Origin of the sequence: Lapillicoccus sp., assembly GCF_039935575.1 — a bacterium.
Classification (GTDB): Bacteria; Actinomycetota; Actinomycetes; order Actinomycetales; family Dermatophilaceae; genus Lapillicoccus.
The window spans coordinates 17,343-29,626 of record NZ_JBDTKA010000139.1 but is presented as its reverse complement, the minus strand read 5'-3'; the positions used below and the strand labels follow the sequence as shown (position 1 = coordinate 29,626).

Sequence of the window (12,284 nt, the reverse complement as noted above, 5' to 3'; positions counted from 1 at the left end):
GGCATACCCTGGTCAGCGTTGGGTGAGCGAGTGCTCACCTGTCCAAAGGAGGACCCCGTGCCCGAAGCCGTCATCGTCGCCACTGCTCGCACCCCGATCGGGCGGGCCTTCAAGGGCTCTCTGAAGGACGTCCGGCCCGACGACCTGTCGGTCCAGGTACTGCGCGCCACGCTGGCCAAGGTCCCGGGACTGGACCCGTCCGACATCGACGATCTCTACTGGGGCTGCGCCGAGCCGTCCGGGAAGCAAGGCGCCAACCTGGCGCGCGTCATCACGGTGCTGGCGGGTTACGACAGGCTGCCGGCGTCGACCGTGAACCGGTTCTGCGCGTCCAGCGTCCAGACCACCCGGATGGCCTACCACGCGATCAAGGCAGGCGAGGGCGAGGTCTTCGTCTCGGGCGGCGTCGAGTGCGTCTCGTCATACGCGAACTTCGCCGGGGCGGGCGGCGCAGACCCCGATGCCCGCAACCCGCTGTTCGACGAGGCCACCGCCCAGGCGCTCGAGATGGCCACCACCAACGAGACGTGGACCGACCCGCGCGAGGACGGACGCATCCCCGACGTCTACATCGCGATGGGTCAGACCGCCGAGAACGTCGCCACGTCACTCGGCATCTCCCGCGCCCGCCAGGACGAGTGGGGCGTGAGCAGCCAGAACCGCGCCGAGAAGGCCATCGCCAACGGGTTCTTCGAGCGCGAAATCGCCCCGGTGACGCTCGCCGACGGCACGGTGGTCAGGGCCGACGACGGACCCCGGGCCGGCGTCACGATCGAGGGCGTCAGTGCGCTGAACCCGGTCTTTCGTGAGAACGGCACGGTCACCGCCGGCAACTGCTGCCCGCTCAACGACGGGGCGGCGGCGGTCGTGGTGATGAGCGACACCAAGGCAGCCCGGCTCGGCCTCACCCCGCTCGCACGAGTAGTCGCGACCGGCGTCTCCGGCCTGTCCCCCGAGATCATGGGCCTCGGCCCGATCGACGCGTCCCGGCAGGCGCTGGGCCGGGCTGGGCTGACCATCAGGGACATGGACCTCTACGAGATCAACGAGGCGTTCGCCGCGCAGGTGCTGCCGAGTGCCGACGCCCTGGGGATGGACTTCGACAAGCTCAACGTCCACGGCGGCGCGATCGCGCTCGGGCACCCGTTCGGCTCGACCGGGGCGCGGATCACGACGACGCTGCTCAACGGGCTGCAGGAACGCGACGGCCAGTACGGTCTCGAGACGATGTGCGTCGGCGGCGGCCAGGGCATGGCCATCATCTTCGAACGCCTGTCCTAGGGATGCGAGTAGGCCGAACTCGCTGAGGCCATCGTGGACGAGCGGGACAAGGCTCCCAGAGATCGAATGCTTCCTGTTGCGGAACTCACTCAGTCGGCGCAACCTGAGTCTATGTATATAGCGTTAGCATATGAGCACCTATCTTCGGCAGACGCCCGCCTTGCGGGACGTGCTCTGCATCCTCCTCGACGCCCATGAGGAGACGTGGGGGCTACGTGTGTCAGCCGCTTCAGGTCGACCCACGGGGACCGTGTATCCGTTGCTGGAGCGGCTGGAGCGAGCAAAGTTCGTGGCTTCTCGATGGGATATCGAACGTGACGGACCCGGCCCGCGACGCCGGCTATATGCCCTGACTGAAGAGGGGCGCGCCTGGGCGCAGTCGAAGGGGCTGAGTTCGACACCAACTACGTCAAGGGGTAAGTCATGACCTTAAGCAACCGACGGCTGCGCAGCGCGATCCGGCTCACCCCCAAGGACGAACGTGCCCGGTACGCCGAAGAATGGGAACACGACCTGTCGCACGCTGGTGCCGCTGGTGCTGGCTCCCCGCAGGTCTTGCGGGGTGCCATGAGTGTCGCGCTCCGGCGGCGGGCACGCTGGACCGGTCACGCGCTGCTCGGTGGCCGGGGTCTCGGGGTCGCTGTCTCCGGGTGGGTGGTCGTTGCGGTCTTGATCGTTTTGGCCTTCCTGGGTGGCGGCTTGTTCGGTGTGGCACTACTCGTCGGTCTCGTTCTGGCCGCAGTGGGGCTCACTTTCGCCGGCCGGCCGTCGCTGCTGACGCACTGGCTGCTCGGCCTTTCGACGGTGGTCGGAATCTGCGCGGCGTCCTACGTCTGGTGGGTTCTTGGCGTACAGATCGACGCCGCCGACACCTCCACCCCGCCGTCGGGGGCGGCCACCCACGGCGGAGCTGGACTCCTTGTTCTCGGTGTCAGCCTCATCGTGTTCGTCGCCTCCGCCGTCGCCGCCTACACCCGACGACCGCACTGACTTCAGCGTCATACGTCCATGCCGGAATGGCTTCAACGGCGCTGTTACCTGCCGCAAACGTCATCCTCGGTGTGAGAGGCGTGGTCCATCTCGACACCGATGACGTCTGCCGGGGCGTGGTCGACCGCGTGGACGCCTCGCATGCTCAGGGCCTCGTCCCGGCTCATCGGCTGTCCGGCCAGATGACGAAGTGCCAGGTCGACTGAGCAAGGCGCGGACGAACATGGTGCGGACGAACATCGAGATCGACAACAACGGCTCGCTACGGATCGTGACGCGTGTGCTCAATACTGCGCCATGGGCGGCACCCTTCAGAGCGCCCGTCGCAGCTCGACCAGCCGATCCGTCATCGCCTCCGCGCCAACCCTCGACGCCCCATCGTGGACCATCACGGCGAGCTGGTCCATGGCCACGGCCGGTCCGAGGTCGGGCACGGGTATGCGTGCCCGCCCCTCTTCCTCGGCGGCCAAGTCCGCGAGCTGCTGGATCATGGCCCTCACCACGGGCATCCGAGAAAGCGCGTGGTCGAGCGGCAGCTGACGCCACCGTTCGACCACGCGCCTCAGTTCCGTCAGGGTCTCCCTGGATGTGCCCGGCTCGTCGATGTCAGTTGCGCATCCGGGCGAGCAGACGCAGGATCTCGAGGTAGAGCCAGATGAGCGACACGATCAGTCCATGGGCGAGCAGCCAGGAGTACTTCTCCGGAAGCTGCGCCTGGACGGCGTGCTGAATGTTGTCGAAGTCGAGGGCTAGCGAGTACGCCGCCAGGCCGACGCCCAGCAACGAGATGCCGATCCCGATGATCCCGTTGCCCCCGAAACCCCAGCCGCTCGTCCAGCCGAACAGCAAGGCGACGATGTTCACCATGCTGAACAGCAGGTAACCCATGATCGCCATGTTGAAGATCCGGCGGCTGCGGCTGGTGACCTTGATGATCCCGAAGCGGTAGCCGGCGAGCATTCCGGCGAACGTGCACAGCGTCGCGACGACGGCGGTGACAACGATGCCGGTGTAGGAGCGCTCCATGAACTGGCTGAAGGCGCCGACGAACACACCCTCGACCACCGCGTAGGCCACGATCAAAGGAACGCTGACCTTCTTCATGAAGGCGATGGCCAACCCGATGGCCAGCCCGACGAACATGCCGCCGATCCACACCGGCATGAGCAGGCCGGGGCTGTTGCGGGTGACCAGCCACGACCCGGCCGCGAAGACCAGGACGAGGGCGAACAGCCCGAGGGTCTTCATCACGACGTCGTCGACGGTCAGCCGGCCGGTCTGGATGGGCCCGGCGGGCGGCTGCTGGTACATGTTCTCCAGCTGGTCCTGGCTTACCGCGTCCTGGGCGCCGAACATGCCCGGCTGCATGCCGGACTGCACTCCGCCGGGCTGTGCACCCGGCTGCCCGGTGCGCTGCTGGCCGAAGCCGGCATACCCGTCCTGGATCTGCTTGTTGACCTGCGCGAAAACCGGGTTGTTGCCGGCCATCTGTCCTCCACTGCTCGGGCGCCCGTGCGGACGCTCAGTTGTCTCCCCAAAGAATAGGGCGTTCGGAGCGCCTCGTTTGTTCCCGACCGCCGTCTCTAGTGTGCAGCTGTGACCTTCGCCGACACCCGACGCTCGTGGGCGAGCGTCTGACCCTCGAACCCCTGTCTTCCAAACACACCGACGAGCTGGCCGAAGCGGTGGCCGAGAACGCCCTGCACCGACTCTGGGTGACCCGCATCCCGGCACCGGAGGCGATGGGTGCGGAGATCGAGCGACGGCTGGCGCTGCAGGCGTCCGGCGAGGTGGCCCCGTGGGCGATCCGCAGCCACGCCGACGATCGCGCGATCGAGGCGCTCGGCGCCAAGCAGGACGGGGTGCTGCGCAACCAGGACCTGTGGCAGGACGGGACGGTCCGTGACGTGGTGGTCTACTCGAGCATCGTGAGCGCCTTGCCCGCCGGTAGGTGCCCCCGACGGGATTCGAACCCGCACTGTAGCGATTTTAAGTCGCCTGCCTCTGCCGGTTGGGCCACGGGGGCAGGCCAACTCTAGAGGTCACCGCCGAGGAGGTAGGCCGGCTGGCCGGCCGTCACTGGTAGGTCCGCCGCGGGTGCACGCCCTGTGGCCCGGTGACCCGGTCGAGGAAGATCAGCCCTTGCGTGTGGTCGATCTCGTGCTGGATCGCGACCGCCTCGAAGCCGTCCGTCTCGAGAGTGACCCACTCCCCGGTGACCGGCAGCTGGCCGCGGACGGTGAGCCGGTGGGCCCGCGCGACGTCACCGGTGAAGTCTGGAACCGACAGGCACCCCTCGCGACCTCGTTCTCGGCGGGACGTCGCAACGATCTCGACGTTGCACAGGACGAACAGGCCGTGGCAGCTGCGGGTCTTGGCGTGCTCGCGCACATCGACGCTGAACACCTGGGAGGCCACCCCGACCTGCTGGGCAGCCAGCCCGACGCATCCCCGCGAGACCTGTTGGGTAGCGACGAGGTCGGCCGACAGCTGCACCACATGCTCGGCTGTGGGGTCCACCGGCTGCCCTGGTTGCCCGAGCATCGGGTCCGGTGCGCGCACGACCTCGAGGACACGACCCGGTGGCAGCGGCGGCAGCCGCCAGGAGGGCGCAGTGTTCGGACCGCTCACAGCAGGTCATCGTCGACCGGCGTCAGGTGGACCTCGACCCCGATGTCGCGCGACACCTGGGCGAGCTCGCGCTCCAGCGCCTCGGCCGAGCCGCCTTCGGGCAGGACGAGCTCGGCGACCAGGACGTACATGGTCCCGCCGAGCCGGGTGCCCAGGTCGATGATGTTGCCACCGTGCCGGGCGACGACCCCGGTGATCGTCGCGACGATCCCGGGACGGTCGGCGCCGTGGACGCGCAGTGCGTATGCGGTCCCACGCCGGTCGGGTGCGTCGTGCTCGGGGAGGGGTCGGACGTCGACCACGAGCTGCCCGCCGTCGGTGAGCGGGTGCAGGACGGCCTCGACCTCGGACCCGGCGTGCGGGGTGCGGAGCAGGACGACCATGGCAAAGTGACCGCGCAACAACGTCATCGTCGAGTCTTCGAGGTTGCCGCCGAGCCGCGCGAGTGCGCTCGTCACGTCCGCGACGATCCCGGGCCGGTCGTCGCCGAGCACGGTGACCGCAATGAGGTTGGCGGGCTCTACCTCGGGGGGGATGGCGTCCATCTGCGCGAGCGTATCCACCGGTCTCAGAGGGGGCTCAGAGGCGGGCGAGGACCGCATCGAGCATCGGCTCGGTCAGCTTGCCCGTGAACGTGTTCTGTTGGCTCACGTGGTAGCTGCCGACCAGCCGTACCTCCCGCCCAGCAGCAGTCACCAGCACCGCCTCCGCGCCGTGCCCGAACCGAGGCTTCGGCCTCGGCACCGTCCACCCGCTGCGCCTCGCCGTGCCGAGCGCGGCGTCCCACGCGATGCTTCCGAGCGCCAACATCGACCTGAGCCGGGGTTCGGCCAGGGCGAGGTCACGGTCGAGCCAGTGCCCGCACGTGTCGCGCTCCATGGGCGTGGGTTTGTTGGCCGGCGGCGCACACCGCACCGCCGCGACGATCCGTATGCCACGCAGCTCCAGCCCGTCGCCGGCCGCCACGCTCGTCGGCTGGCTGGCGTACCCGGCCCGGTAAAGAGCGGCATACAACCAGTCGCCGCTGCGGTCCCCAGTGAACATCCGGCCGGTCCGGTTCGTACCGTTCGCGGCCGGAGCCAGGCCGACAACGAGAACTTCGGCGTCGGGGTCGCCGAAGCCGGGACCCGGGCGGCCCCAGTACGGCTGTCCGGCGAAGCTGGCCCGCTTTCCCTGAGCAGCAACGGTTTCGCGCCATTCCACGAGTCGGGGGCAGGCTCGGCAGACTGAGATGCGGGCGTCGAGCGTCGCGACCGCGAGGGCACCGTCGGCATACCGGCGCACCTGGTCGGCGGTTCTCGCGACCGGGGTCGACGAGTCCGCCGGGTCACCGGGCCAGCCCGTCCCCGCGGGCACCGGTGAGTCGAACAGCACCCCGGTGACCGGGTGCGGAAGCCACACGCTGGGCATGCGGGCGACCATATTCCACGGCCGGGGCCCGCCAGCGACGCCCCTGATCAGGACTCACGCCTTCTTCGACTGGACTCACGTTGTGCTCGGTTCCAGCCAGCATTCCGGAGTCGAAACCAGTAGACCTGTGAGTCCGGTCGCTCGAAGACAGAACAGGCGGAGCGACGACCCAGATCCGCGCCTCTTCCAGGGGTGACTCGAAAGTAGGCACCGGGTGTGAAAGCCTCACGGTTGATGGACTCTGGCGTCGGTGCGAGGAGGCTCCCGTGACGTTCCCTGCCTCATTCAGCAGGATCGCGGTCGTCAACCGCGGCGAGGCGGCGATGCGTCTCATCCACGCGGTGCGTGACCTGAACGCGGAACGGCCGCAAGGGAGTCCGCGAACTGAGGTCGTCGCTCTGCACACCGACGGTGAGCGGCGGGCGATGTTCGTCCGCGAGGCCGACGTGGCCTACAACCTCGGGCCCGCCTCCGCCCGGCCTTATCTCGACCACGCCGTTCTCGAGACCGCCTTGCGTGAGACCGGAGCCGACGCCGCCTGGGTCGGCTGGGGGTTCGTCGCCGAGGACCCGGCCTTCGCCGAGCTGTGCGAGCGGATCGGCGTGACGTTCATCGGGCCGAGCGCGGATGCGATGCGGCGGCTCGGCGACAAGATCGGCTCGAAGCTGATCGCCGAGGAGGTCGGCGTCCCGGTGGCGCCGTGGAGCCGCGGCCCCGTCGACACGCTCGAGGATGCGGTTGCGGCGGCCAAAACGGTCGGGTACCCGGTCATGCTCAAGGCCACGGCCGGCGGTGGCGGCCGGGGCATCAGGATGATCGCCTCCGATGCCGAGATGACCGACGCGTATGCCCGCACCCGCGACGAGGCGCAGCGCGCCTTCGGTAACGGCGTGGTGTTCCTGGAGAGCCTGGTCACCGGTGCTCGGCACGTCGAGGTGCAGGTCATCGCTGATGGACAGGGCACCGCGTGGGCCCTCGGAGTCCGGGACTGCTCCATCCAGCGGCGCAACCAGAAGGTCATCGAGGAGTCGGCCTCGCCCGTGCTCTCCGACGAGCAGACCCGCGAGCTCAAGGCGAGCGCCGAGCGGCTCGCCCTGGCGGTCGACTACGCCGGGGCGGGCACCGTCGAGTTCCTCTACCACCCGCAGGGCCGGTCCTTCGCGTTCCTCGAGGTCAACACCCGTCTCCAGGTCGAGCACCCGATCACCGAGCTGACGACCGACACCGACCTGGTCAAGCTCCAGCTGCACGTTGCCGGCGGTGGACGGCTGGAGGGCCCGCAGCCGACCGAACGTGGGCATGCTGTCGAGGCCCGCCTCAACGCCGAGGACCCCGACCGCGACTTCGCCCCCGCCCCCGGCCGGATCGCCCTGTTGACCCTGCCCTGCGGACCCGGCGTCCGCGTGGACACCGGCGTCGGCGAGGGCGATACGATCCCGGCTGACTTCGACTCGATGATCGCCAAGATCATCGCCTACGGCCGCAGCCGCAAGGAAGCGCTCGGACGGCTGCGACGGGCAGTAGCCGAGACGACGGTCGTCATCGAGGGCGGCGCGACCAACAAGGGCTTCATCCTCGACCTGCTGGGCCAGCCTGAGGTCGTCGACGGGTCGGCCGACACCGGCTGGATCGACCGCGTCCGTGCGCAGGGTCGACTGGTAGTGCACCGGCACAGCGGGGTCGCGCTCGTGGCTGCCGGGATCGAGGCATACGAGGAGGAGGAGCAGGTCGAGGTCGCCCGGCTGCTCGAGACCGCGCGCGGCGGCCGTCCGCAGGTCCAGCACAAGGTCGGTCGGGCCGTCGACCTCAAGCTGCGCGGCACCACCCACAAGGTCGTCGTCACGCGCACCGGACCCCACCGTTTCCTCGTCGTCGTCGACGGCACGCACCGGGTCGACGCGGACCTCGAACGCCTCGGCTCGTATGCCAGTCGCCTCACCATCGGGGGGGACCGGTTCCGCCTCATCACCGCGACCCACGGGCCGGTTCAGCTGGTGGAGGTCGACGGCACCACGCACCGTGTGAGCCGCGACGAGGGCGGGGTCGTCCGCTCTCCCGCTCCGGCGCTCGTGGTCGCCACCCCTGCGCTCGTCGGGTCGGTCGTCGCGGCGGGGGCACCGGTGCTGGTGCTCGAGAGCATGAAGATGGAGACGGTGCTGCCGGCCCCGTTCGCCGCCACGGTGAAGGAGCTGCTCGTCTCCACCGGCAGCCAGGTCGAGACTGGAGCGCCTCTGGTACGCCTCGAGCCCCTCGCCGAGGACCCAGATGCCGCTGAAGCCGCCGATGCGGCCGCCGCTGCTGCCAGCTCGGCGGCCGGCGGGGACGACCTCGACCTGCCGAGCACCTCCGCCGAGGCGAGCTCCCGGCGGTCCGCGCGGGCGACGGCGGAACGTCACCTGACCGACCTCGCGGGGATGCTCCTCGGCTACGACCTCGACCCCGAGGACGAGGGCCGCAGCCTGACGGCATACCTGCAGGCGCGCGATGAGCTCGAGCGCGAGGGGCTGGCGCCCGTCGACGGCGAGGTAGCCCTGCTGTCCTTGTTCGCGGACTTCGCGGAGCTGAGCCGCAACCGGCCTGCGGGCGCGGACCGGCACGTCGAGAACCGCGTCCACTCCCCGCGCGAGTGGTTCCACACCTACCTGCAGACCCTCGACATCGAGCGAGGCGCATTGCCCGAGGAGTTCAGCGGTCGCCTGACGCGCGTGCTGCGGCACTACGGCGTCGACGCGCTCGACCGCAGCCGCGAGCTCGACGACGCGGTGTTCCGGATCTTTCTCGCTCAGCAGCGGTCGGCGCCGGACGCCCGGCTAGTCATGTCGCTGCTCCAGCGCTGGATGACCGAGCGCTGCCCCGCCGACCCGGCGCTGGCCGTCGCGGCCCGCGAGGTCCTCGACCGGCTCGTGCTCGCCACCCAGCTGCGCTTCCCGATCATCGGCGACCAGGCGCGCAGCGTCCGTTTCCAGTGGTTCGACCAGCCGAACGTCGACGCCGAACGAGCAACGGTGCTGGCCGCTGCGCGGCGCCAGGTCGAGATCCTCGCCCAGAACCCCGAGGCGGCCGACCGCGGCCAGCGGATCGACGCGCTCGCCGCCATCCCCGAGCAGATCGTCCGGTTCCTACTAGAGCGCCTGGACGGCGACTTCGACGGGTCCGAGCCGATGCTCGAGGTCCTCATCAAACGGCACTACCGGGGTTACGACCTGACCGGCCCGACGTCGGCCAGTATCGGCGGACGGCCTTTCGCGATCGCGGACTACCTGCTGGACGACCGGCCGACCCATCTCGTCTCCAGCGTGGGGAGGGTCGACGAGCTGACGCCGGGCAGCGCCCTCGAGGCCGCCGTTGTGGAGCAGGTCGGGATGGCCGACGAGGGGCACGAGTGCGTCGTGGACCTCTACCTGTCTTGGCCGGACGAGCCCGAGAACCCCGAGGAGGCGTCCATCGAGCTGCGGAGACGGCTGACCGCCCTTGACTTCCCTCACCACGTGCGGCGCGTGGCGGTCGCGGTGGGCTCAGGGCCGGCCCGGCCCGTCGGCTACTTCACGTTCCGCCCGGCCACCGACGACGCAGCATCAGGACCGGAGGCATCGCTGTACGAGGACGACCTGGTCCGCGGCGTCCACCCGATGGTCGGGCGCCGGCTCAACCTGTGGCGGCTGAGGCTGTTCACGCTCACCCGGCTGGACGCGCCCGAGGACGTCCTGCTCCTGCACGCCGTGGCCAAGGACAACCCCGCCGACCAGCGGCTGATCGCCCTGGCCCAGGTTCGGCAGCTGAGTGTCGTGCGGGACGAGTCGCGGCGGGTCACCTCGCTCCCGCACGTCGAGCGGGCGATCGCCAACTGCCTCGAGGCGATCCGTCGGGCCCGGGCGGCCCGGGGGGCGCAAGGCGCCCGCCTGGACATGAACCACGTCTGGCTGCACGTCTGGCCGGCGATCGACGCCGAGGTGCAGCAGCTCACGGCGCTGCAGACCAGCATCGCCCCGCTCACCGTCGGTGCAGGAATCGAGGAGATCCGCGCCGACGGGCGGATCGCGGGACCGGGCGGCACGTCCACCCCCATCTCGGCGCGCTTCTTCTACCAGGCCGGCTCCGGTCTGGCGTCGGTCGTCGGCGGCCCGGAGACCGAGCTGCTCAAGCCCCTCGACGACTACCACCAGAAGGTCCTGCGGGCCCGGCGGCGCGGCACCGTCTACCCCTACGAGATGCAGGACCTGGTGGCCGGTCCAGGTGGGTCGTCCGTCGAGTACGACCTCGACGAGTCGGGCGAGACCGGGCACTCGGCATACGGAGTGACCCGGCTCGTGCCCGCGAACCGCGCAGAGGGCCTGAACCAGGCGGGCATCATCGTCGGAGTCGTGACGACGCGGACGCGTCTGCATCCGCAGGGTGTCACCCGCGTCGTCCTCAGCGGTGACCCGACCCGGGCCCTCGGGGCGGTCGCCGAGGCCGAGTGTGCGCGCGTCATCGCCGCGCTCGACCTCGCCGAGGAGCTGGGGGTGCCCGTCGAGTGGTACGCCCTGTCTGCCGGCGCGCGGATCTCGATGGACTCAGGCACCGAGAACATGGACTGGGTGGCCAAGGCGCTCAAGCGGATCATCGAGTTCACCCAGGCCGGCCATGAGATCAACGTCGTCGTGGCGGGGATCAACGTCGGGGCGCAGCCGTACTGGAACGCCGAGGCCACGATGCTCATGCACACCAAGGGCGTCCTGGTGATGACGCCGGACAGCGCGATGGTGCTCACAGGCAAGCAGTCGTTGGACTTCTCCGGTGGGGTGTCGGCCGAGGACAACTTCGGCATCGGCGGATACGACCGGGTGATGGGCCCGAACGGGCAGGCGCAGTACTGGGCTCCCGACCTCGGTGGCGCACTGCGCATCCTGCTCACCCACTACGACCACTCCTACGTCGCCCCTGGTGAGGCCGGGCCCCGACGGGCTCGCACCGAGGACCCGGCGGACCGTGACGTCACCACCTACCCGCACGAGATGCCGGGTAGCGACTTCACCACGGTCGGCGACGTCTTCTCCTCGGCGACCAACCCGGACCGCAAGAAGGCGTTCGACATCCGCACCCTGATGCGCGCCGTCTCCGACCAGGACCACCGCACCCTCGAACGCTGGGCGGGCATGGCCGACGCCGAGACGGCGGTCGTCCAGGACGCCCACATCGGTGGGTTCCCCGTGCTGCTGTTGGGTATCGAGAGCAAGTCCGTGCCGCGTCGCGGTTTCCCCCCCACCGACGGGCCGGACGTCTACACCGCCGGGACCCTGTTTCCCCGCTCGTCCAAGAAGGCCGCGCGCGCAATCAACACCGCCAGCGGCAACCGGCCGCTGGTGGTCCTGGCCAACCTCTCCGGGTTCGACGGGTCGCCCGACTCGATGCGCGGGCTCCAGCTCGAGTACGGCGCCGAGATCGGTCGCGCGATCGTCAACTTCGGCGGGCCGATCGTGTTCGTGGTGGTGTCGCGCTACCACGGCGGGGCGTTCGTTGTCTTCTCCAAGGCCCTCAACCCTCGTATGACGGTGCTCGCCGTCGAGGGCTCGTTCGCGTCGGTGATCGGGGGGGCGCCCGCAGCCGCGGTGGTCTTCTCGGCCGACGTGGACGCACGCACCGGCGCCGACCAACGGGTCCGCGCTGCCGAGCAGGCGGTCGCGGCCGCCACCGGGGGCCAGCGGGCCGGCCTCGTCGCCGCCCTTGCCGAGACGCGTACGGCGGTGCGGTCCGAGAAGCTGGGTCAGGTGGCGTCCGAGTTCGACGCCGTGCACAGCATCCACCGGGCCGTCAAGGTCGGATCGGTCGACGCGGTGATCTCGGCTGCGGAGATCCGGCCCAGGATCATCGCCGCGCTGGAGGCAGGCCTGTCGGCGGGTTCGTGAACGCAGGCCACTGATTCCGGCTCCCCCGTAAAGGCCCGCCCGTATGCTGTTGGCTGGACGATGACCCAACGCCCGGTGAACCGGGAG

At 69.8% G+C, this 12,284-nt stretch carries 10 protein-coding genes and 1 tRNA gene; 5 read left to right on the top strand and 6 right to left on the bottom strand.

The features are described 5' to 3' along the window. Nucleotides 1–57: 57 nt before the first annotated feature. From ABI385_RS16565 to ABI385_RS16550, 4 genes are all read left to right on the top strand, one after another. Nucleotides 58–1,281 (top strand): acetyl-CoA C-acetyltransferase, encoded by a 1,224-nt coding sequence (locus ABI385_RS16565; protein WP_348104861.1) that lies wholly within the window; start codon nucleotides 58–60, stop codon nucleotides 1,279–1,281. A gap of 130 nt (nucleotides 1,282–1,411) precedes the next feature. Beyond that, a complete protein-coding gene (locus tag ABI385_RS16560; protein WP_348104860.1) occupies nucleotides 1,412–1,708 on the top strand; it encodes a PadR family transcriptional regulator in 297 nt (98 codons plus the stop codon). Next, nucleotides 1,705–2,271: a hypothetical protein gene (locus ABI385_RS16555; RefSeq protein ID WP_348104859.1), complete on the top strand. Its 567-nt coding sequence runs from the start codon at nucleotides 1,705–1,707 to the stop codon at nucleotides 2,269–2,271. Before ABI385_RS16560 ends, ABI385_RS16555 begins: the two co-directional genes overlap by 4 nt. Before the next feature lie 26 nt (nucleotides 2,272–2,297). After that, entirely contained in the window at nucleotides 2,298–2,477 is a 180-nt protein-coding gene (locus tag ABI385_RS16550) for a hypothetical protein (protein ID WP_348104858.1), read from the top strand. A 105-nt stretch (nucleotides 2,478–2,582) separates the two neighbouring features. Here ABI385_RS16550 and ABI385_RS16545 read toward each other — a convergent pair whose 3' ends face one another. The 6 genes from ABI385_RS16545 to ABI385_RS16520 all read right to left on the bottom strand — a co-directional run bounded on the left by ABI385_RS16545 (nucleotide 2,583) and on the right by ABI385_RS16520 (nucleotide 6,312). Beyond that, nucleotides 2,583–2,762: a hypothetical protein gene (locus ABI385_RS16545; RefSeq protein WP_348104857.1), complete on the bottom strand. Its 180-nt coding sequence runs from the start codon at nucleotides 2,760–2,762 to the stop codon at nucleotides 2,583–2,585. A gap of 115 nt (nucleotides 2,763–2,877) precedes the next feature. After that, nucleotides 2,878–3,759: a Bax inhibitor-1/YccA family protein gene (locus ABI385_RS16540; RefSeq protein ID WP_348104856.1), complete on the bottom strand. Its 882-nt coding sequence runs from the start codon at nucleotides 3,757–3,759 to the stop codon at nucleotides 2,878–2,880. Nucleotides 3,760–4,223: 464 nt separating this feature from the next. Then, a tRNA-Leu gene (locus tag ABI385_RS16535) sits at nucleotides 4,224–4,297 on the bottom strand. Nucleotides 4,298–4,347: 50 nt separating this feature from the next. Further along, a complete protein-coding gene (gene def, locus ABI385_RS16530) occupies nucleotides 4,348–4,902 on the bottom strand; it encodes a peptide deformylase (RefSeq protein WP_348104855.1) in 555 nt (184 codons plus the stop codon). Further along, nucleotides 4,899–5,447 (bottom strand): ACT domain-containing protein, encoded by a 549-nt coding sequence (locus ABI385_RS16525; RefSeq protein ID WP_348104854.1) that lies wholly within the window; start codon nucleotides 5,445–5,447, stop codon nucleotides 4,899–4,901. The genes def and ABI385_RS16525 overlap by 4 nt, the downstream gene beginning before the upstream one ends. A gap of 34 nt (nucleotides 5,448–5,481) precedes the next feature. Beyond that, nucleotides 5,482–6,312 (bottom strand): uracil-DNA glycosylase, encoded by an 831-nt coding sequence (locus ABI385_RS16520; RefSeq protein WP_348104853.1) that lies wholly within the window; start codon nucleotides 6,310–6,312, stop codon nucleotides 5,482–5,484. Between the two features lie 266 nt (nucleotides 6,313–6,578). On the opposite strand from ABI385_RS16520, the gene ABI385_RS16515 reads away from it, so the two are divergent. Then, nucleotides 6,579–12,197, top strand: a complete 5,619-nt coding sequence (locus tag ABI385_RS16515; RefSeq protein WP_348104852.1) for a carboxyl transferase domain-containing protein — start codon at nucleotides 6,579–6,581, stop codon at nucleotides 12,195–12,197. Nucleotides 12,198–12,284: the final 87 nt, after the last annotated feature.